This window comes from Streptomyces sp. NPDC047974 (genome assembly GCF_040653375.1).
In the GTDB taxonomy this organism is placed as follows: domain Bacteria; phylum Actinomycetota; class Actinomycetes; order Streptomycetales; family Streptomycetaceae; genus Streptomyces.
Map to the genome: position 1 here is coordinate 196630 of NZ_JBEZNU010000003.1, position 20943 is coordinate 217572.

Consider the following 20943-nt stretch of genomic DNA (forward strand, 5'->3'; position numbering starts at 1 on the left):
AACCATGCCGAGCAAGATCGCCGGGACACGCAGGCCCTCCGCCCGACCGGGCGGAGGGCGGGCCCCAGCGACCCCGCGGGGGGCGCGCGGCGGAGGCGTACGCGGGCTCTACACGCGGGCGCAGCGGGCCTGGGACCGGCCGCTCACGGCGTACTACGTGATCATCGGCGCGGGGCTGCTCATCACCACGCTCGGCCTGGTGATGGTCTATTCGGCCTCGATGATCACGGCGCTCCGCTACGAGCTGGTGCCGTCCTACTTCTTCCGCAAGCAGTTCTTCGCGGCCCTGCTCGGCACCGGACTGCTGCTCGTCGCCTCGCGGATGCCGGTGAAGCTGCACCGGGCCCTGGCCTACCCGATCCTGGTCGGCGCGATCTTCCTCATGGTGCTCGTGCAGATCCCCGGGATAGGGCATTCCGTCGGCGGCAACCAGAACTGGATCTCGCTGGGCGGCCCGTTCATGCTCCAGCCCAGCGAGTTCGGCAAGCTGGGCCTGATCCTGTGGGGCGCCGACCTGCTCGCCCGCAAACAGGACATGAAGCTCCTCACCCAGTGGAAGCACATCCTCGTGCCGCTGGTCCCCGGCGCCTTCATGCTGCTCGGGCTGATCATGCTCGGCGGCGACATGGGCACCGCGATCATCCTCACCGCGATCCTCTTCGGCCTGCTGTGGACGGCCGGCGCCCCCACCCGCCTCTTCGTCGGGGTGCTCGTGGTGGCCGGTGCGCTCGGCGCGCTGCTCATCAGGACCAGCCCCCACCGGATGGACCGCTTCCAGTGCATCGGCGCCACCGATCCGGGTGGCGAGGGGGCCCCGTGCCTCCAGGCCGCGCACGGTATCTATGCTCTGGCGTCGGGCGGATGGTTCGGTTCCGGGCTCGGTGCGAGTGTGGAAAAATGGGGCCAACTGCCCGAAGCGCACACCGACTTCATCTTCGCGGTCACCGGTGAGGAACTGGGCCTCGCGGGGACGCTGTCGGTCGTCGCCCTGTTCGCGGCCCTAGGCTATGCGGGTATCCGCGTGGCCGGACGCACGGAGGACCCCTTCGTTCGATTCGCCGCGGGAGGCGTGACCACCTGGATCACGGCCCAGGCCGTGGTCAACATCGGTGCGGTGCTCGGTCTGCTGCCGATCGCCGGCGTCCCGCTCCCGCTGTTCTCGTACGGGGGGTCGGCCCTGCTGCCGACCATGTTCGCCGTCGGGCTCCTGATCGCCTTCGCGCGACAGGAACCCGCCGCGAAAGCGGCCCTGGCCATGCGCCGCCCCGGCTGGGGCAAGCGGGCCGGGGTGAGATGGAAGTCGATGCGACGGCGCGTCAAGAAGCGCCCGTCCGGAGAGCGGTGAATTTCGGTGCATGTCGTACTCGCCGGCGGGGGGACCGCCGGTCACATCGAGCCGGCGCTCGCCCTCGCGGACGCCCTGCGCAGGCAGGACCCGAGCGTGGGCATCACGGCGCTGGGCACGGAGAAGGGCCTGGAGACCCGGCTCGTGCCCGAGCGGGGCTACGAGCTGGCGCTCATCCCCGCCGTACCGCTGCCCCGCAAGCCCACCCCCGAACTGATCACCGTCCCGGGGCGCCTGCGCGGCACCATCAAGGCCGCCGAGCAGATCCTGGAGCGGACCAAGGCGGACTGCGTGGTCGGCTTCGGCGGTTACGTGGCGCTGCCCGGCTACCTCGCCGCCAAGCGCCTCGGCGTGCCGATCGTCGTCCACGAGGCCAACGCCCGGCCCGGCCTCGCCAACAAGATCGGCTCCCGGTACGCCGCCGGGGTCGGCGTCGCCACCCCGGACTCCAAGCTCCGCAACGCCCGTTACATCGGGATCCCGCTGCGGCACACCATCGCCACCCTCGACCGGGCCCGGGTCCGGCCCGAGGCGCGCGCCGCCTTCGGCCTCGACCCCAACCTGCCGACGCTGCTCGTCTCCGGCGGCTCCCAGGGCGCGCGCCGGCTCAACGAGGTCATCCAGCAGATCGCCCCGGTGCTCCAGCGCTCCGGCATCCAGATCCTGCACGCGGTCGGCCCGAAGAACGAGGTGCCGCGTGTCGACAACATGCCCGGAATGCCGCCGTACGTGCCGGTACCGTACGTGGACCGGATGGATCTCGCCTACGCCGCCGCCGACATGATGCTCTGCCGCGCCGGTGCCATGACCGTCGCCGAGCTCTCCGCCGTCGGACTGCCCGCCGCCTACGTCCCGCTGCCCATCGGCAACGGCGAACAGCGGCTCAACGCGCAGCCGGTGGTCAAGGCCGGCGGTGGACTCCTCGTCGACGACGCGGAGCTGTCGCCGCAGTGGGTGCAGGCCAACGTCCTGCCCGTACTGGCCGATCCGCACCGACTGTACGAGATGTCCCGCGCCGCCTCCGAGTTCGGCCGCCGGGACGCCGACGACCTGCTCGTCGGCATGGTGTACGAGGCGATCGCCGCCCGCCGACAGGCGTAGCGGAGGACCAGGGGAGAGGCGCGCGTGGCAGCCGGACCGACGACCGCGGAGAAGAGCGGCACCCAGAAGCCCGGAGGATCGTCGGACCGGCAGCCCCGGCCGGAAGGCACGGGCGGCCGCTTCCGCCCGACCGGACTGAAGCTCGCCCTGATCGCCGTCGGCCTGCTCCTGCTCGCCGGCGGCACGGTCTGGGCGCTCTACGGCTCCACCTGGTTCCGTGTGGAAGGTGTGAAGACTTCGGGCACGGCGGTGCTCACCCCGGCCCAGGTCGAGGCCGTCGCCGCCGTCCCGGTCGGCGCCCCCCTGGTCACCGTCGACACCGACGCCATCGCGGCCCGGCTCCGGGAGGAACTCCCGCGCATCGCCTCGGTCGACGTGATCCGGTCCTGGCCGCACGGAATCGGGATCGAAGTGACCGAACGGAAACCCGTACTCCTTCTGGAAAAAAGCGGATCCTTCACCGAAGTGGACGGCGACGCCGTTCCGTTCGCGACCGTCACCACCCCGCCCCGAGGCGTCCCCCGGCTGGTCCTCGACGCGGCGGCTTCGCCCAGCCTGCGGCGGTTCGACGCGGACCGGCTCCTCGCCGAGGCGGTGCGCGTACGGAGTGAACTCCCGGACGCGATCGCGAAGGACACTCGTGTCGTACGCCTGTCCTCGTACGACTCCGTCACTCTGGAACTCACCCGTGACCGCACCGTCTTCTGGGGCAGCGCCGAACACGGGCCCGCCAAGGCCCGGGTGCTGACCGCTCTCATGAAGGCGACTCCCAAAGCGGGGCACTTCGACGTAAGTGCCCCCAGTGCACCCGCCTCGTCGGGGAGTTGACGCGCATCCGCGCTGGCCAGCACCCTGGTTGGCCAGCGCTACGGGTGATCACATAGGGTGAAAAGAAAAACGGGAGGTTCGGCGTGTTCGTTGAACACGCGCACCTTGTCGACTTAGTGTCCTGTTCGGAAGAGTCCAGCGGGCAGGGACACTGGTAACCCTAAACTTCAACGTTAGGGTTGGGGTCGGCGCACGGACCACCCCATCGGCATCCGTCGTCGCGGCGCGCAAACCACCGCGCAATGACGACACGTAACTCGAGGCGAGAGGCCTTCGACGTGGCAGCACCGCAGAACTACCTCGCAGTCATCAAGGTCATCGGTGTCGGCGGCGGTGGTGTCAATGCCATCAACCGAATGATCGAGGTCGGTCTCAAGGGCGTCGAGTTCATCGCCATCAACACCGACGCACAGGCACTGTTGATGAGCGACGCCGACGTCAAGCTCGACGTCGGCCGTGAACTGACCCGCGGCCTCGGGGCCGGGGCGAACCCCGCAGTCGGCCGCAAGGCCGCCGAGGACCACCGCGAGGAGATCGAGGAGGTCCTCAAGGGGGCCGACATGGTCTTCGTCACCGCCGGCGAGGGCGGCGGCACCGGCACCGGCGGCGCGCCCGTCGTCGCCAACATCGCGCGCTCGCTCGGCGCGCTCACCATCGGCGTGGTCACCCGCCCCTTCACCTTCGAGGGCCGGCGCCGCGCCAACCAGGCGGAGGACGGCATCGCCGAGCTCCGCGAAGAGGTCGACACCCTCATCGTCATCCCGAACGACCGGCTGCTGTCCATCTCGGACCGCCAGGTGTCGGTTCTCGACGCCTTCAAGTCGGCCGACCAGGTCCTGCTCAGCGGTGTCCAGGGCATCACCGACCTCATCACCACCCCGGGTCTGATCAACCTCGACTTCGCCGACGTCAAGTCGGTCATGTCCGAGGCCGGCTCCGCCCTCATGGGCATCGGCTCCGCCCGCGGCGACGACCGCGCGGTGGCCGCCGCCGAGATGGCGATCTCCTCGCCGCTCCTGGAGGCGTCCATCGACGGCGCCCGCGGTGTCCTGCTCTCCATCTCCGGCGGCAGCGACCTCGGTCTCTTCGAGATCAACGAGGCCGCCCAGCTGGTCAGCGAGGCCGCCCACCCGGAGGCCAACATCATCTTCGGCGCCGTCATCGACGACGCCCTCGGCGACGAGGTCCGGGTCACCGTCATCGCGGCCGGCTTCGACGGCGGCCAGCCGCCGGCCCGCCGGGACAACATCATCGGCTCGGTCTCCGCCAAGCGCGAGGAGCCGGCCCCGGCCCCCCGCGTCGCCGAGACCCCCCGCCCGCTCGGCGGCCTCGGCACGGTGACCCCGCGCGAGGAGCCCGTGGCCGCTCCGGTCGAGCCGGTCCCGGTCGTCAACGAGGCCCCGCTGCCGCCCGCCCCGCCGGTGGTCCCGCCGGCCCGTCCGTACGCGGACAGCCCCGCCGAGGAGCTGGACGTGCCGGACTTCCTGAAGTGATAGGGCACCGCCACACGACGAACGGCGCGCACTTCGCCTTCACCGACAGGTGGGGCGGGGTGAGCGCCGTTCCGTACGAGGAGCTCAACCTCGGCGGCGCCGTCGGCGACGACCCGGAGGCCGTACGGACCAACCGGGCCCGCGCCGCCGCCGGCCTCGGCCTCGACCCGGACCTCGTCGTCTGGATGAACCAGGTCCACGGCGCCGGCGTCGCCGTGGTCGACGGCCCCTGGGAGCACGGCGAGGCCGTTCCCGCCGTCGACGCGATCGTCACCGCCCGCCGCGGACTCGGCCTCGCCGTCCTCACCGCGGACTGCGTCCCCGTCCTCCTCGCCGACCCGGTCGCCGGCGTCGTCGCCGCCGCCCACGCCGGGCGGCCCGGAATGATCGCCGGAGTCGTCCCCGCCGCCGTCGCGGCGATGACGGAGCTCGGCGCCGAGCCGGGCCGGATCACCGCCCGCACCGGCCCCGCCGTCTGCGGACGCTGTTACGAGGTCCCCGAGGCGATGCGCGCCGAGGTCGCGGCCGTCGAACCCGAGGCGTACGCGGAGACCTCCTGGGGCACCCCGGCCGTCGACGTCGCCGCCGGAGTCCGGGCCCAGCTCGCCCGGCTCGGCGTGACCGACGTCGAGGACACCGGGGTCTGCACCCTGGAGTCCGGCGACCACTACTCGTACCGCCGCGACCGCACCACCGGGCGACTCGCGGGATATGTCTGGTTGGGCAGGTAAGAGGAATGACGGACCGTAAGTCCGAACTCGCGGAGAACCTGGCACGGGTGGAGGAGCGGATCGCCGCGGCCTGCGCCGCCGCCGGGCGGCCCCGCGAGGAGGTCACCCTGATCGTCGTCACCAAGACCTACCCCGCGAGCGATGTGCGGATCCTGCACGGACTCGGGGTGCGTCACGTGGCGGAGAACCGCGACCAGGACGCCGCGCCCAAGGCCGCCGCCTGCGCCGACCTCGATCTCACCTGGCACTTCGTCGGTCAGTTGCAGACCAACAAGGTCAGATCCGTGGTGGGTTATGCCGATGTGGTGCAGTCCGTCGACCGGCTCAGGCTCGTCTCCTCGCTCTCCGGGGCGGCCGGGAAGGCCGGGCGGGAGCTCGGCTGCCTGATCCAGGTCGCCCTCGACGCCGAGGCCGGCGGCCGGGGCGACCGCGGCGGCGTCGCGCCCGACGGGATCGAGGAGTTGGCCGCCGCCCTCGACGAGGCCCCCGGGCTGAGGCTCGCCGGACTCATGACGGTGGCCCCGCTCGTCGGGGAGTACGCCGGGCGGCAACGGGCCGCCTTCGACCGGCTGATGGATTTGTCGACTGCCCTGCGCGCGACCCGTCCTGCTGCGAACATGGTGTCAGCGGGAATGAGCGCGGACCTCGAGGACGCCATCGCCGCCGGGGCGACACACGTACGCGTCGGTACGGCGGTACTCGGAGTCCGCCCGAAGCTCGGGTAACGTCGCGAAGCAGGTCGGACCACAGCAGAAAATATGGTCATTCCGCGAACGGCGGAGTGGCCGCGTGGATCGCGGGCACTTGGTGACGAGGCCGATCCACCACAGAGCGGAGGAATCGGAGCATGGCCGGCGCGATGCGCAAGATGGCGGTCTACCTCGGTCTCGTGGAGGACGATGGGTACGACGGCCGGGGCTTCGACCCCGACGACGACTTCGAACCCGAGCTGGAGCCGGAGCCCGAGAGGGAGCGGCGCCACACCCCCCCGCGCCAGATCGAGCGTGAGGAACCCGTGCGCGTCGTGGCCCCTCCGGCCCCCCGGGAACCGGTCGCCCACTCTGCCCCGGTACTCGCCGAAAGTGGACGTCCGGCCCGAATTGCCCCCGTGGCATCCATCACACCCGAACGCCCGAGCCTGGAGAAGAACGCACCGGTGATCATGCCCAAGGTCGTGTCCGAGCGGGAGCCGTACCGCATCACCACGCTCCACCCCCGGACCTACAACGAGGCCCGTACCATCGGGGAACACTTCCGCGAGGGCACCCCGGTGATCATGAACCTCACGGAGATGGACGACACGGACGCGAAGCGACTTGTCGACTTTGCCGCCGGACTCGTCTTCGGGCTCCATGGCAGCATTGAGCGCGTGACGCAGAAGGTGTTCCTGTTGTCGCCTGCTAACGTCGATGTCACGGCGGAGGACAAGGCCCGGATCGCAGAGGGCGGATTCTTCAACCAGAGCTGAGGAACGAGACCGGACGGACCGGCCGCAAGGGCGGTCGGAGCAAGCTGAGCACACGAGGGCCAGGGGAGAGGGAACAGCGGGATGGGCGTCGCACTACAGGTGGTCTACATCGCGCTGATGTGCTTCCTCGTCTTCCTGATCTTCCGGCTGGTCATGGACTACGTCTTCCAGTTCGCCCGTTCATGGCAACCCGGTAAGGCGATGGTGGTCGTTCTGGAGGCCACCTACACTGTCACCGATCCACCGCTCAAGCTTCTGCGGCGGCTCATTCCGCCGCTTCGTCTCGGGGGCGTGGCACTCGACCTGTCCTTCTTCGTTCTGATGATCATCGTCTACATCCTCATCTCCGTCGTGAACTCCCTCGCGAGGTGAGTGTGGACGATACGGTCCTGCCGACTGCCGACGACTACGTAGAGGTGAAGAAGAGATGCCGCTGACTCCTGAGGACGTGCGGAACAAGCAGTTCACGACCGTCCGCCTGCGAGAAGGCTATGACGAGGACGAGGTCGATGCCTTTCTCGACGAGGTCGAGGCCGAGCTGACCCGCCTGCTCCGCGAGAACGAGGACCTGCGCGCCAAGCTGGCCGCGGCCACGCGTGCCGCCGCGCAGAACCAGCAGCAGGCCATGCGCAAGCCGCCGGAGCCGCAGGACCGTCCCGTCGGACCCGGCGCCCCGGTGCCCGCCGCCATATCCGGTCCGCCGGTCCAGCAGCAGCCGCCGCAGATGGGCCCGCCGCAGCTGCCTTCCGGTGCTCCTCAGCTTCCCGCCGGCCCCATGCAGGGCGGACCCATGGGTCCGGGCCCGATGCAGGGCGGCCCGATGGGTCCCGGCCCGATGCAGGGCGGCCCCATGGGTCACCCGCAGCAGCAGCAGATGCAGCCGCAGCCTCCGCAGCAGCCCGGTGGCGACAGCGCCGCGCGTGTCCTCTCGCTGGCCCAGCAGACCGCCGACCAGGCGATCGCCGAGGCCCGCTCCGAGGCCAACAAGATCGTCGGCGAGGCGCGCTCGCGTGCCGAGGGCCTGGAGCGCGACGCCCGTGCCAAGGCGGACGCCCTGGAGCGGGACGCGCAGGAGAAGCACCGCGTCGCGATGGGCTCCCTGGAGTCCGCCCGCGCCACCCTCGAGCGCAAGGTCGAGGACCTGCGGGGCTTCGAGCGCGAGTACCGGACCCGTCTGAAGTCCTACCTGGAGTCCCAGCTGCGTCAGCTGGAGACCCAGGCGGACGACTCGCTGGCTCCGCCGCGGACCCCGGCCACGGCCTCGCTGCCGCCGGCCCCGTCCATGGCCTCGGCCGGTGCGGGTGCGCCGTCCTACGGCGGCAACGGCCCGATGGGCGGCGGTCCGTCCATGGGCGGTGGCCCGTCCTACGGCGGCCAGCAGCAGATGTCCCCGGCGATGACCCAGCCGATGGCTCCGGTCCGCCCGCAGGCGCCCCAGCCGATGCAGCAGGCGCCGGCGCCGATGCGGGGCTTCCTGATCGACGAGGACGACAACTGAAGCGGCGCCTGAACGTGCCGTGAGCACGTAGCCGTCGGCAGCCGAAGGGCCAGGACCTGGATCACTCCAGGCACCTGGCCCTTCGCCGTTCCCGCGGGCCGCGCCCCGCAAGGGCGGGACGGAGGCCCACGACCGAACGGCGAAGGGCCCCGCACCGGGTGGTGCGGGGCCCTTCGCGGCGGCGGTTACGCCTTGTGCAGGTGGAAGGTGAGGGCGAGGGGCTCGTCCTCGAAGGCGGGGCCGTAGGACGCGTCGGGCTCGCCCTGCGCGAAGTCCGTGGCCAGGACCTCGTCCGAGATGAGGGCGGCGTGGGCCGTCAGGGCCTCCGCCGTCTCGGGAGACGTCGTCGTCCAGCGGAGCGCGATCCGGTCCGCGACGTCGAGACCGCTGTTCTTGCGGGCCTCCTGGATGAGGCGGATCGCGTCACGGGCCAGGCCGGCACGGCGCAGCTCGGGGGTGATCTCCAGGTCCAGGGCGACCGTCGCGCCGGAGTCGGAGGCGACCGACCAGCCCTCGCGCGGGGTCTCCGTGATGATGATCTCCTCCGGCGTGACGGTGATCGTCTCGCCGTTCACTTCGAGCGGGGCCTCGCCATCGCGCAGCGCCAGCGCCAGCGCCGCCGCGTCGGCCGCGGCCACCGCCTTCGCCACGTCCTGGACGCCCTTGCCGAAGCGCTTGCCGAGGGCGCGGAAGTTCGCCTTGGCCGTGGTGTCGACCAGCGAGCCGCCGACCTCGGAGAGCGAGGCGAGGGAGGAGACGTTCAGCTCCTCCGTGATCTGGGCCTGGAGCTCGGGGGAGAGCGCCGCGAAGCCGTTCGCCGCGACGAGCGCGCGGGAGAGCGGCTGACGGGTCTTCACGCCGGACTCGGCGCGGGTGGCGCGGCCCAGCTCGACCAGACGGCGGACGAGCAGCATCTGCTCGGAGAGCGTGCCGTCGATGAGCGCCGCGTCGGCCTCCGGCCAGGTCGCGAGGTGGACCGACTCGGGGGCGTCCGGCGTCACCGGGACGACGAGGTCCTGCCAGACCCGCTCCGTGATGAAGGGGGTGAGCGGGGCCATCAGGCGGGTGACGGTCTCGACGACGTCGTGCAGGGTCCGCAGGGCCGCCTTGTCGCCCTGCCAGAAGCGGCGGCGGGAGCGGCGCACGTACCAGTTGGACAGGTCGTCGACGAAGGCCGAGATCAGCTTGCCGGTGCGCTGGGTGTCGTACGCCTCCATCGCCTCGGTCGTCTCGGCGACCAGCGTGTTCAGCTCGGAGAGCAGCCAGCGGTCGAGGACCGTGCGGTCGGCCGGCGCCGGGTCGGCCGCGGACGGCGCCCAGCCGGACGTACGGGCGTACAGGGCCTGGAAGGCGACGGTGTTCCAGTAGGTGAGGAGCGTCTTGCGGACGACCTCCTGGATGGTGCCGTGGCCGACCCGGCGGGCCGCCCAGGGGGAGCCGCCGGCGGCCATGAACCAGCGCACGGCGTCGGCGCCGTGCTGGTCCATGAGCGGGATCGGCTGGAGGATGTTGCCGAGGTGCTTGGACATCTTGCGGCCGTCCTCGGCGAGGATGTGGCCGAGACAGACCACGTTCTCGTACGAGGACTTGTCGAAGACGAGCGTGCCGACGGCCATCAGGGTGTAGAACCAGCCGCGGGTCTGGTCGATGGCCTCGGAGATGAACTGCGCCGGGTAGCGGGACTCGAACAGTTCCTTGTTCTTGTACGGGTAGCCGTACTGGGCGAACGGCATGGAGCCGGAGTCGTACCAGGCGTCGATGACCTCGGGCACGCGCGTGGCGGTCTTCGCGCAGCTGGGGCACGGGAAGGTGACCGCGTCGATGTACGGGCGGTGCGGGTCGAGGCCCGACTGGTCGGTGCCGGTCAGCTCGGTGAGCTCGGCGCGGGAGCCGACGCACGTCAGGTGGTCGTCCTCGCAGCGCCAGATCGGCAGCGGGGTGCCCCAGTAGCGGTTGCGGGAGAGGGCCCAGTCGACGTTGTTGGTGAGCCAGTCGCCGAAGCGGCCGTGCTTGACGGAGTCCGGGAACCAGTTGGTCTTCTCGTTCTCCTCCAGGAGCCGGTCCTTGACGGCGGTCGTCCGGATGTACCAGGACGGCTGCGCGTAGTACAGGAGGGCCGTGTGGCAGCGCCAGCAGTGCGGGTAGCTGTGCTCGTACGGGATGTGCCGGTAGAGCAGGCCGCGGGCGTCGAGGTCGGCGGTCAGCGCCTCGTCGGCCTTCTTGAAGAAGACGCCGCCGACCAGGGGCACGTCCTCCTCGAAGGTGCCGTCGGGGCGGACCGGGTTGACCACCGGGAGGCCGTACGCCTTGCAGACCTTGAGGTCGTCCTCACCGAAGGCGGGGGACTGGTGGACGAGGCCGGTGCCGTCCTCGGTCGTCACGTACTCGGCGTTGACCACGTAGTGGGCCGGGGCGTCGAAGGGGACCAGCTCGAAGGGGCGCTGGTAGGTCCAGCGCTCCATCTCGGCGCCGGTGAAGGACTCGCCGGTGGTGACCCAGCCCTCGCCGAGGGCCTTGTCGAGCAGCGGCTCGGCCACGACGATCTTCTCGTCGCCGTCCGTGGCGACCACGTAGGTGACCTCGGGGTGGGCGGCGACGGCCGTGTTGGAGACCAGCGTCCAGGGGGTCGTCGTCCAGACGAGGAGCGCGGCCCGGCCGGCGAGCGGGCCGGAGGTCAGCGGGAAGCGGACGTAGACCGAGGGGTCGACGACCGTCTCGTAGCCCTGGGCCAGCTCGTGGTCGGAGAGGCCGGTGCCGCAGCGGGGGCACCAGGGGGCGACGCGGTGGTCCTGGACGAGCAGGTCCTTGTCGAAGATCTGCTTGAGCGACCACCAGACCGACTCGATGTACGAGGGGTCCATGGTGCGGTAGGCGTCGTCGAGGTCGACCCAGTAGCCCATCCGGGTCGTCAGCTCGGCGAAGGCGTCGGTGTGGCGGGTCACCGACTCGCGGCACTTCGCGTTGAACTCCGCGATGCCGTACTCCTCGATGTCCTTCTTGCCGGAGAAGCCGAGCTCCTTCTCGACGGCGAGCTCGACCGGGAGGCCGTGGCAGTCCCAGCCGGCCTTGCGGGCCACGTGGTAGCCGCGCATGGTGCGGAAGCGCGGGAAGACGTCCTTGAAGACGCGGGCCTCGATGTGGTGGGCGCCCGGCATGCCGTTGGCGGTCGGCGGGCCCTCGTAGAACACCCACTCGGGGCGGCCCTCGGACTGCTCCAGGGTCTTCGCGAAGACCTTGTTCTCCTGCCAGAAGTCGAGCACGGCGTGCTCGAGCGCGGACAGGTCGACCTGGGCGGGCACCTGGCGGTACTGCGGCGTGGTCATGCGGCGGACTCTCCTCCGGACGGACATTTCCTGCTTCCGTCGGAGGGACGAGAGCCGTGCTCCCGCGGTACCACCCTCCTTGGCCCCGGGCGTGGCCGTCCGAAGCCCCCTCATTGGGGTCGCGACACCGGGTCTAGTCACCGCGCTTCGTGGTGCGTGTCCACGCGGCTTTCTTCCGGCAGCTCCGGGGTGATGCTTCGCATCGGGCTCGCCCCCGGGCTCTCACCGTCCCCGGGTCGCTCATGGCTCGCGTACGACGCTACTGGTCCCCATCGACGCCTCTCGCTGAGGCCAGTGTACGGGGCGCGGGGGCGCCGGGCCGACCGGATTGCCGGTGACCCGAATGGGCACACGGGGCGCGGCGGGTTCCCGGGGGCCGTGCCGGGGAGCGGCGGGGCGGATAACCCGGCGGGGAGTTGGGCACCACTTCCCACGGGTCCGTGCCGGGGGGCACGGGGTGGGCGGAATGGGCGGCGTGCCCCGTTGCCGCGCGCCTTGGGCCGATTTATCGTCCCAGCACGATGCGCGAGCAAGATCACAAAATGTGAAGGGGCCGCGACATGGTGGCGAAGAAGACCGCCGCGAAGCAGTCCCCGGCCGCCGCCGGGGACCCCGGGGCCGCCGGTTCCCCGGGCGACCCCGCGTCCCCGGACGGCCCGGCCGGCCCGGCCGGGAAGCGGAAGGCGGCGGCCCCGGCACGCAAGGCGGCGAAGCGCGCGTCCGCGAGGAGCGCGTCCGCGGACGAGGCGCCGGAGACCTCTGCGCCCGCCGCGCCGGCCACGAAGAAGCCGGCCGCCGGGAAGCCGTCGGCGAGGAAGGCCGCCGGGGCGGAGGCGGGGTCGGTGGGGAAGAAGACCGTGAAGAAGGCCGTCGGCCGGAAGGCCGCCGCGAAGAAGCAGACAGGAGCCAGGACGGTGGCAGCGAAGAAGACCGCGGGTGGCGTCACGACCGCCGAGGACGAGGCGGCCGTGCCCCCGGCACGGACCGGTGAGCTCGCGGTGCGGCCCGGCGAGGACCCGTGGACGCCGGACGAGGTCGCCGAGGCCCGCAGCGAGCTCCAGGCCGAGGTGCTGCGGCTGCGCAGCGAGCTCGTCCACTCGCAGGAGGAGCTGACCGGGCTGATGCGGGACTCCGGCGAGGGCGCGGGCCACGACGAGGCGGACACCGGCACCAAGAACATCACCCGCGAGCACGAGCTCGCCCTGGCGGCGAACGCGCGGGAGATGCTGGAGCAGAGCGAGCACGCCCTGGAGCGGCTCGACGCGGGCACGTACGGCCTCTGCGAGGTCTGCGGCAAGCCCATCGGCAAGGCCAGGATGCAGGCCTTCCCCCGCGCCACCCTCTGCGTGGAGGACAAGCAGAAGCAGGAGCGGCGCGGCTAGGGCCGCTCTCCGGTGCGGGACCGGCGGCTCGGACTGCCGGTCTCGTACGTCTGTGCCGTACTCTCGGGGCACGGTCAGGCAACGAGGTACGAGGGACTCACTCACGTGGCAGAGACGGAGAGCGTCATCGGTACGCCGGATTCAGCACCGGATGCGGCGGAGGCCGAGGAGCGGCCCCAGGGGAGGCGACGGATCGTCGCGCTCTTCGTCGTGGCCGTGCTCGCCTATCTGATCGACCTCGGCAGCAAGATCGTCGTGGTGGAGAAGCTGGAGGGCCGCGAGCCGATCAAGGTGATCGGCGACCTGCTCCGCTTCGAGGCGATCCGGAACCCGGGCGCGGCCTTCGGCATGGGCGAGGCGTTCACGATCGTCTTCACCTGCATCGCGGCGGCCGTGATCGTGGTGATCGTCCGGCTGGCCCGCAAGCTCTACAGCCTGCCGTGGGCGATCGCGCTGGGCCTGCTGCTCGGCGGCGCGCTGGGCAACCTCACGGACCGGCTGTTCCGCTCGCCGGGCGTCTTCGAGGGCGCGGTCGTGGACTTCATCGCCCCGGCCCATTTCGCCGTCTTCAACCTCGCCGACTCGGCGATCGTCTGCGGCGGCATCCTGATCGTCATCCTGTCCTTCCGGGGCCTGGACCCGGACGGCACCGTCCACAAGGACTGAGCACGCAGGACCGAGCACTCCCGGCACAAGGCATACTCGACGGGTGAGCACGAGTCCCGAGATCCGCACCCTGCCCGTTCCCGATGGCCTGGAGGGCGAGCGCGTCGACGCCGCCATCGCCCGAATGTTCGGGTTCTCCCGTACGAAGGCGGCCGAGCTCGCCGCGGCGGGGAAGGTCCAGGTCGACGGCTCCGTCGTCGGCAAGTCCGAGCGGGTCAGCGGCGGCGCGTGGCTGGAGGTCGAGATGCCCGGCGCCCCGGCGCCGGTGCAGATCGTCGCCGAGCCCGTCGAGGGCATGGAGATCGTCCACGACGACGACGACATCGTCGTGATCATGAAGCCGGTCGGGGTCGCGGCCCATCCGAGCCCCGGCTGGACCGGCACCACCGTCATCGGCGGCCTCGCCGCCGCCGGCTACCGGATCTCCACCTCCGGCGCCGCCGAGCGCCAGGGCATCGTGCACCGCCTCGACGTCGGCACCTCCGGCCTGATGGTGGTCGCCAAGTCGGAGTACGCGTACACCTCGCTCAAGCGCCAGTTCAAGGAGCGCGTGGTCGACAAGCGCTACCACGCGCTGGTGCAGGGCCACCCGGACCCGCTGAGCGGCACCATCGACGCGCCGATCGGCCGGCACCCGAACCACGACTACAAGTGGGCCGTGACCGCCGACGGCAAGCCGTCCGTCACCCACTACGACCTCATCGAGGCGTACCGGGCGGCCTCGCTGCTCGACATCAAGCTGGAGACCGGCCGCACCCACCAGATCCGGGTGCACATGTCGGCCCACCGCCACCCCTGCGTCGGCGACCTCACCTACGGCGCCGACCCGACCATGGCCAAGCGCCTCGGCCTCACCCGCCAGTGGCTGCACGCGGTCCGGCTGGGCTTCGAGCACCCCGGCGACGGGCAGTGGGTCGAGTTCTCCTCCACCTACCCGGCCGACCTCCGGACCGCCCTCGACCGGATCGAGGCGGAGAGCCGGTGAGCGGGGCCTACACGGTCCGCGAGGCCGTCGCCGACGAGGACCGCGAGGCCTGCTTCGCGGTGCGCCGTGAGGTCTTCGTCGAGGAGCAGGGCGTCCCGGCGGAGATCGAGTACGACCCGTACGACGCCACCGCCGTGCACGTCCTCGCGGTCCGCGCGGACGGCGTGCCGCTGGGCACCGGGCGGCTGCTGCACGGCGCCGACGCGACCGGCAAGACCGGTGCGGACGCCTCCGTCGGCTCGCTCGGCCGGCTCGCGGTCGCCGAGGCGGCGCGCGGTCTCGGCGTCGGCGCGGCGCTGGTCCGGGCCATCGAGGACGCGGCCCGCGGGCGCGGTCTCGCCGCCGTCGACCTGCACGCGCAGACCCACGCCCTCGGCTTCTACGAGCGGCTGGGCTACGTGGCGTACGGCGAGGAGTTCCCGGACGCGGGGATCCCGCACCGGGCGATGCGTCGGGTGCTCTGAGGCCCCAGGCGCGCGAAAAGGGCCCGATCCGATGGGATGCGGGCCCTCGGGCTGTCCGGGCGGCGGCTTGCCTCGCGCCCGGGTGCGGCGATTCGGCGCCGCTACTTCCAGGTGTGGCAGCCGTGCGGCCGCTCGCTGGCGGGACCGGTGCACTGACCGCTCTGGCCTCCGCCGTTTCCGCCGTTGGTGGGCGGGCTGGGTGATGCCAGCGCGGCCGAGCCTGCGCCGAGCACGCCCGCCACGGCGAGCACCAGGGCCGCCGCACGGCGCCCGATGGTCTGCTTCAGCATGGCACCCTCCTCACGGTGGCTGGAATGTCCCTTTTATGATATGCCTTCGATCTTGAACCGGCTCAAGGGGACACCGTGGACCAGCTCGCCCTGCTGTTCTTGCTGCTGCTCGGGGCGGTGCTCACCGTCCCGCTCGGTGACCGGCTGGGGCTGCCCGCACCCGTCCTGATGACGCTCCTCGGGATCGTGCTGGCCTTCCTGCCCTTCGTGCCGAACGTCGAGATCCCGCCCGAGTTCATCCTTCCGCTGGTGCTGCCGCCGCTGCTCTACGCCTCCGTGCAGCGGACCTCCTGGCGGCAGTTCGCGGCGAACCGGCGGCCGATCTTCCTGCTCGCGGTGGCCCTGGTCTTCGTGACCACGGCCGCCGTCGGCGCGGTCGCGGACGCGCTCGTGCCCGGCATCCCGCTCGCCGCCGCCCTGGCGCTCGGCGCCCTCGTCGCCCCGCCCGACCCGATCGCGGCGACCGCCGTGGCCGGCTCGCTCGGGCTGCCCCGGCGGCTCGTGTCGATCCTGGAGGGCGAGGGGCTCTTCAACGACGTGACCGCGATCGTGCTGTACCACGTGGCCATCGCCGCGGTGGTGAGCGGCGAGTTCTCCTGGCCCGAGGCGCTGGGCCAGTTCGTCCTCTCGGCGGTGGTGGCGATCGTGGTCGGCCTCGTCCTCGGCTGGGCCACCAACAAGCTCATGGGCTTCCTCGGCGACGCCACCCTGCAGACCGGGCTCACCCTCCTCGTCCCCTTCGTCTCCTACGTCCTCGCCGAGGAGCTGCACGGCTCCGGCGTCCTCGCGGTCCTCGTCACCGCGCTCTTCCTCGCCGAGTACGCGGTCGACGCCGACGACGTGATGGGGCGGCTCGCCGGGCAGACCTTCTGGGAGATCGTCGACACCCTGGTCACCGGCATCGCCTTCGGCCTCATCGGCCTGGAGCTGATCCACGTCCTCGGCGTCGCCGAGGGGCACGTGGGCGAGATGCTCGGCTGGGGCGCTGCGGTCGTCGGCGTCGTCGTCGGCGTCCGGCTGCTGTGGCTGCTGCCGGCCGGCTGGCTGGCACAGAAGCTGCACGACCGGCGGAACGTCGACGAGGAGATCCCGACGAGCTGGCGGGAGACCGTCGTCATGTGGTGGTCGGGGATGCGCGGGGTGGCCTCGGTCGCGCTGGCGCTCGCCATCCCGCGCACCACGGACGACGGCGCGCCCTTCCCCGGCCGGGACGAGCTGATCTTCCTCGCCTTCTGCGTGATCCTCGCCACCCTGGTGGTGCAGGGGCTCACCCTGCCGTGGCTGGTCCGCAGGCTCGGGGTGAAGGCCGACGCCGACGCCGAGCGGGCCTTCGAGCGGGAGCTGGCGCTGCGGGCCGCCAAGGCCGCCAAGCGGCGCCTGAAGGAGATCGAGGAGGTCGAGGAGCTGCCCGAGGAGGTCGCCGAACGGCTTCAGCGCGGGGCCTTCGACATCGGCGCGCGGATCAGCCCGGACATGGTGGACGAGGAGCGGCGGGCCGCCTTCACCGAGCGGGCCGAGCGGGTGAGGCGGCTCCAGGCGATCCAGCGGGAGATGATGTCCGCCGCGCGGCACGCGGTGCTCTCGGCGCGCAGCGAGCCGGGGGCCGACCCGGAGGTCGTCGACCGGGTGCTGCGCCACCTGGACGTCCGGTCACTGCGCTGACCTGGGGGTTCCACCGGGTTGGCGGGGGCGGGTGGCAGGATGGCGGGATGGACATCATGCTTTTCCACTCGGTCTACGGGAAGCGCCCGGCCGTGGAGGCCGCCGCCGACCGGCTGCGGGCCGCCGGCCACCAGGTGTGGGTGCCGGACCTCTTCGACGGCTGGACCTCCGACTCGGTGGAGGTGGCCATGGCGAAGAAGGACGAGATCGGCTCGGACGAGCTGCTGAAGCGCGCGGTCATGGCCGCCGCGCCCTACTCGGAGCGCGGTCTCGTCTACGCGGGCTTCTCCTTCGGTGCCTCGGTCGCGCAGACCCTGGCGCTCGGCGACGAGAAGGCGCGCGGACTGCTGCTGCTCCACGGCACCTCGGACCTGGCGCCGAACGCCTCCGTGGACGAGCTGCCCGTCCAGCTGCACGTGGCGGAGCCGGACCCGTTCGAGACGGACGACTGGCTGTCCTCCTGGTACCTCCAGATGCGCAGGGCCGGCGCGGACGTGGAGGTCTACCGCTACCGGGGGGCCGGGCACGTGTACACGGACCCGGAGCTGCCGGACTGGGATCCCGACGCGGCGGAGCGGACCTGGGCGATCGCGCTCGACTTCCTCGACGGGCTCGCCGGGGAGGAGTGACGGGGACGGCCCCCGGGGGATTCCCCCGGGGGCCGTTCACTGTGTGCGGACGGGCCGTCAGGCGCGGTACGCGGTCCAGTGGTCGTTCATGCGGGTCACCTGGCCGGTGGTGAACTGGTACATGCACGCGTCGTACGTGTAGTCCATGAAGTTGTGGATCGGGTCCACACCGGTCTTGGAGGCGCAGGAGTCACGGCCGGTCGGGCACTCGTACGCCGGGGACTTCTCGGCCGGGGTGTCGGTGACGTAGTCGCCGTTGCCGTTGCAGCCGCCCTGGAAGGTGTGGTAGAGGCCCATCCAGTGGCCGACCTCGTGGGTGGCGGTGTCGCCCTGGTTGTAGTTGGCCGCCGAGCCGCCCGGCAGGGAGGCGTCGAGCAGGACCACGCCGTCCATGGACGGGTTGGACTGGTACGAGGACGGGAAGGTCGCCCAGCCGAGCAGGCCGCCGCTGAGGTTGGCGGTGTAGATGTTCAGCGCGTTCGCGCCGCCCTGGCGGAGGGACTGCTTCATGGACTTCTCGGCGGTGGAGCCGGAGGCCAGGTTGTACCAGGAGGCGTTGTCCGTGTAGGTGGTGCCGGCGAGGGAGAACTGGAAGCCGGTGTTCACGTTGCCGGTGCCCTGGCCGCCGAAGGCCGAGTTGAGCACGTTCATCTGGTTGTTGATGTCCGTGGAGCTCAGCTTGCCGGTCGTGCCGCTGTGGACGACGTGGAAGTAGACCGGGATGGTCCCGCCGGCGGCGGCCGCCGAGGCGGAGAGCCGGCCGCTCGACTTCAGGGCCGAGAGCTTCTTGCTCAGGTCGGCGTCCATGGCCTTGGCCTGGGAGGCGGAGACCTCGTTCGGCTCGTGGGCGTGGGTGTCGGCGCCCTTCTCCTTGCGTGCGCCGGACAGGGCGGCCGTGTCGTCGGCGCACTCCTCGGCGGAGGCGCCGGCCAGGGTCGGGGACGCCTGGGCGATGACGGGGCCGGAGAACGGCGCCAGGGCCAGGGTTCCGGCCAGGACGGCGGTACCGAGTACACGACGTGAGGTACGCGGCGATATACGGACAAGAGCACGCACAGGTGACTCCTCGCGGGGGGTTGTGGGAGGTACTTCCTCGCCACGGCGGGGAGATTACGCGTTCATGTCAGACACCGTTGAGCGGTGATCAGGCCCAATCAATCGGAGGACAATTAGGGGCATCGGGAAGAAATTTTTGGGTGACTTCCGGAGTTTGAGACGTCGACGTAATGAAAGCTGTGCCGGTGGCGGGTGGTGTGTCCGGATTCGCGTGTCTGGATCCACCACCCGCCGTAGCCATGTGATCTGCCGTTAACAAAGAAGATCATGGCTGAAAATCGTCGGTCAGATGACCGGCTGGTACACCCGCTCGACGCGCTGCGTTCCGCTGAGCGTCCGGTAGGAGCGCGCCCAGGAGGCCGTCGCGCCCGGATCGCGCTTGTCGGAGACCGTGTAGTAGTCCATCTGCGAGCGGGCCGCGGTCACGTCCAGGACGCCGTACCCGTGGTGGTCCATGTCCACCCACTTCACGTGACGGTTGGCCGCCTTCACCGCGCCCGCCGCCACCACCGAGAGGGTGCCCGGGGCCACGTTCAGCAGGTCGTCCAGGTTGTCCGAGGTCACCGAGGTGACCACGAACTCGGTCGCCACGGAGGCCGAGACCGGGTACGTGGCCGCCTTGGCCGGAACGTCGTTCGCCCACGCCATGTGGATGTCGCCGGTGAGGAAGACCGTGTTCCGGATCGCCCGCGAACTCAGGTGCGCGAGCAGCTCCTTGCGGTCGTCGGTGTAGCCGTCCCACTGGTCGACGTTGACCGCGATCCCCTCGACCGGCAGCCCCATCAGCTCGGCGAGCGGCTCCAGGAGGTACGCGGGCAGCGAGCCGAAGGCGACCGGCGAGATCATCACCGAGGTGCCGACCAGCTGCCAGGCGGCGTCCGAACCGGCCAGACCGGACTTCAGCCAGTCGAGCTGCGCGCGGCCGGTGATCGTGCGCTCCGGGTCGTCGACCGAGCCGGAGCCCGTCTTCGCCTGGGCGGAGCGGAAGGAACGCAGGTCGAGCAGGTGCAGATCGGCCAGCTTGCCGAAGCGGAGGCGGCGGAAGACCGTGCCCTCCGTGGAGGTGCGGACCGGCATCCACTCGAAGTAGGCCCGCTTGGCGGCGGCGACCCGGGCGGCCCAGTCGCCCTCGGCGCCGGGGGTGTGGTTCTCGGCCCCGCCGGTCCAGGCGTCGTTGGCGAACTCGTGGTCGTCCCAGATCGCCACCACCGGGTGGGCGGCGTGCAGCGCCTGGAGGTCCGGGTCCGTCTTGTACCGGCCGTGCCGGGTGCGGTAATCGGCCAGCGAGACGATCTCGTGGCGCGGCTCGTGGGTCCGGACGGTGTCCTTCGCCTCCGGGTAGACCCCGCTCGCGTACTCGTAGATGTAGTCGCCGAGGTGCAGGATCGCGTCCAGGTCGCCCCGGGCGGCGAGGTGGCGGTACGCGGAGAAGTGGCCGGCCTCGTAGTTGGCGCAGGACACCACGCCGAAGCGGACGCCCGGGGCGGCGGAGTCGGCGGCCGGGGCGGTGCGGGTCCGGCCCGTGGCCGAGACGGTGCCGCCGGCGGTGAAGCGGAAGAAGTAGGCGGTGGCCGGGCGCAGTCCGCGGACGTCCGCCTTGACGGTGTGGTCGGCGCCGGCGGACGCGGTGGCCGCGCCGGAGGCGACGACCCGGGCGAAGGAGCGGTCCTCGGCCACCTCCCAGTCGACGCGGACGTCCGCGCCGAGTCCGGAGCCGGGCACGGCGTCGGGGGAGGGGGTGACGCGCGTCCACAGCAGGACGCCGTCGGGCAGCGGGTCGCCCGAGGCGACGCCGTGCAGGAAGGCGGGCGCCGTGGCGTCCGCGAGGGCCGGCGAGGCCGCGCCGAGGAGCACGGGCGCGGTGACGGCGGTGACGGCGGCGGCCTTGACGACCGTGCGCCGCGTGGGGGCAGGAGATATGGAGTGACTGGTCACGGCCAGTCAGATTACTGACGGGTACGAAAGGTTGACAGGCGGAAGCGGAAAGTTTTCCGGAGTTTCGCCCGCCGATCACGACGATTT

20 protein-coding genes are annotated in these 20943 nt (G+C 71.4%); 15 read left to right on the plus strand and 5 right to left on the minus strand.

The annotated features are described in order from the left end of the window. The first annotated feature begins 4 nt into the window (after nt 1-4). From ftsW to AB0E19_RS06675, 9 genes are all read left to right on the plus strand, one after another. Nucleotides 5-1345, plus strand: coding sequence for a putative lipid II flippase FtsW (gene ftsW / locus AB0E19_RS06635; RefSeq protein WP_360600400.1), 1341 nt, complete (start codon nt 5-7; stop codon nt 1343-1345). Nucleotides 1346-1351: 6 nt separating this feature from the next. After that, nucleotides 1352-2446, plus strand: a complete 1095-nt coding sequence (murG, locus tag AB0E19_RS06640; RefSeq protein ID WP_362174313.1) for an undecaprenyldiphospho-muramoylpentapeptide beta-N-acetylglucosaminyltransferase — start codon at nt 1352-1354, stop codon at nt 2444-2446. 24 nt (nt 2447-2470) lie between these two features. Then, nucleotides 2471-3274, plus strand: a complete 804-nt coding sequence (locus tag AB0E19_RS06645) for an FtsQ-type POTRA domain-containing protein (RefSeq protein ID WP_362174316.1) — start codon at nt 2471-2473, stop codon at nt 3272-3274. A 278-nt stretch (nt 3275-3552) separates the two neighbouring features. Continuing rightward, the gene (gene ftsZ, locus AB0E19_RS06650; protein WP_362174319.1) at nt 3553-4767 is read left to right on the plus strand and encodes a cell division protein FtsZ; all 1215 of its coding nucleotides are present in this window, start codon (nt 3553-3555) and stop codon (nt 4765-4767) included. Continuing rightward, a complete protein-coding gene (pgeF, locus tag AB0E19_RS06655; RefSeq protein ID WP_362174322.1) occupies nt 4764-5498 on the plus strand; it encodes a peptidoglycan editing factor PgeF in 735 nt (244 codons plus the stop codon). Before ftsZ ends, pgeF begins: the two co-directional genes overlap by 4 nt. A gap of 5 nt (nt 5499-5503) precedes the next feature. Further along, nucleotides 5504-6223: a YggS family pyridoxal phosphate-dependent enzyme gene (locus AB0E19_RS06660; RefSeq protein ID WP_362174326.1), complete on the plus strand. Its 720-nt coding sequence runs from the start codon at nt 5504-5506 to the stop codon at nt 6221-6223. Nucleotides 6224-6345: 122 nt separating this feature from the next. Beyond that, nucleotides 6346-6966 carry a cell division protein SepF gene (gene sepF, locus AB0E19_RS06665; RefSeq protein ID WP_030748389.1) on the plus strand — a complete coding sequence of 207 codons (621 nt, stop codon included), beginning with the start codon at nt 6346-6348 and terminating at the stop codon, nt 6964-6966. Nucleotides 6967-7047: 81 nt separating this feature from the next. After that, nucleotides 7048-7338 carry a YggT family protein gene (locus AB0E19_RS06670; RefSeq protein ID WP_031007132.1) on the plus strand — a complete coding sequence of 97 codons (291 nt, stop codon included), beginning with the start codon at nt 7048-7050 and terminating at the stop codon, nt 7336-7338. A gap of 55 nt (nt 7339-7393) precedes the next feature. Next, nucleotides 7394-8464: a DivIVA domain-containing protein gene (locus tag AB0E19_RS06675; RefSeq protein ID WP_359522677.1), complete on the plus strand. Its 1071-nt coding sequence runs from the start codon at nt 7394-7396 to the stop codon at nt 8462-8464. A gap of 185 nt (nt 8465-8649) precedes the next feature. Here the strand turns inward: AB0E19_RS06675 and ileS are convergent, their stop codons facing one another. Beyond that, nucleotides 8650-11787 carry an isoleucine--tRNA ligase gene (gene ileS, locus AB0E19_RS06680; RefSeq protein WP_362174332.1) on the minus strand — a complete coding sequence of 1046 codons (3138 nt, stop codon included), beginning with the start codon at nt 11785-11787 and terminating at the stop codon, nt 8650-8652. A gap of 535 nt (nt 11788-12322) precedes the next feature. Beyond that, nucleotides 12323-12733 carry a hypothetical protein gene (locus AB0E19_RS06685; RefSeq protein WP_362174335.1) on the minus strand — a complete coding sequence of 137 codons (411 nt, stop codon included), beginning with the start codon at nt 12731-12733 and terminating at the stop codon, nt 12323-12325. Between AB0E19_RS06685 and AB0E19_RS06690 the strand changes: the two genes are divergently transcribed. From AB0E19_RS06690 to AB0E19_RS06705, 4 genes are all read left to right on the plus strand, one after another. After that, the gene (locus AB0E19_RS06690; protein WP_362174338.1) at nt 12702-13169 is read left to right on the plus strand and encodes a TraR/DksA C4-type zinc finger protein; all 468 of its coding nucleotides are present in this window, start codon (nt 12702-12704) and stop codon (nt 13167-13169) included. The two genes, AB0E19_RS06685 and AB0E19_RS06690, sit on opposite strands and share 32 nt — an antisense overlap. Before the next feature lie 105 nt (nt 13170-13274). After that, on the plus strand, nt 13275-13835 hold the full coding sequence (gene lspA, locus AB0E19_RS06695; protein ID WP_362174341.1) for a signal peptidase II: 561 nt from the start codon (nt 13275-13277) through the stop codon (nt 13833-13835). A gap of 43 nt (nt 13836-13878) precedes the next feature. Then, nucleotides 13879-14820 (plus strand): RluA family pseudouridine synthase, encoded by a 942-nt coding sequence (locus tag AB0E19_RS06700; protein ID WP_169085724.1) that lies wholly within the window; start codon nt 13879-13881, stop codon nt 14818-14820. Further along, nucleotides 14817-15284, plus strand: coding sequence for a GNAT family N-acetyltransferase (locus AB0E19_RS06705; protein ID WP_362174344.1), 468 nt, complete (start codon nt 14817-14819; stop codon nt 15282-15284). The genes AB0E19_RS06700 and AB0E19_RS06705 overlap by 4 nt, the downstream gene beginning before the upstream one ends. Before the next feature lie 101 nt (nt 15285-15385). On the opposite strand, the gene AB0E19_RS06710 is transcribed toward AB0E19_RS06705, so the two are convergent. Beyond that, the gene (locus tag AB0E19_RS06710) at nt 15386-15574 is read right to left on the minus strand and encodes a hypothetical protein (protein ID WP_362174347.1); all 189 of its coding nucleotides are present in this window, start codon (nt 15572-15574) and stop codon (nt 15386-15388) included. 75 nt (nt 15575-15649) lie between these two features. Here AB0E19_RS06710 and AB0E19_RS06715 point away from each other — a divergent pair, with 75 nt between their 5' ends. Next, nucleotides 15650-17236: a Na+/H+ antiporter gene (locus AB0E19_RS06715; protein ID WP_362174350.1), complete on the plus strand. Its 1587-nt coding sequence runs from the start codon at nt 15650-15652 to the stop codon at nt 17234-17236. A 47-nt stretch (nt 17237-17283) separates the two neighbouring features. Next, complete coding sequence (locus tag AB0E19_RS06720; protein WP_362174354.1) at nt 17284-17865, plus strand: dienelactone hydrolase family protein; 582 nt, start codon at nt 17284-17286, stop codon at nt 17863-17865. A gap of 57 nt (nt 17866-17922) precedes the next feature. Here AB0E19_RS06720 and AB0E19_RS06725 read toward each other — a convergent pair whose 3' ends face one another. Together AB0E19_RS06725 and AB0E19_RS06730 are read right to left on the minus strand one after the other, a co-directional pair. Then, entirely contained in the window at nt 17923-18921 is a 999-nt protein-coding gene (locus AB0E19_RS06725) for a zinc metalloprotease (RefSeq protein ID WP_362174357.1), read from the minus strand. 285 nt (nt 18922-19206) lie between these two features. Then, the gene (locus AB0E19_RS06730) at nt 19207-20856 is read right to left on the minus strand and encodes an alkaline phosphatase D family protein (protein ID WP_362174360.1); all 1650 of its coding nucleotides are present in this window, start codon (nt 20854-20856) and stop codon (nt 19207-19209) included. Nucleotides 20857-20943 lie beyond the last annotated feature (87 nt).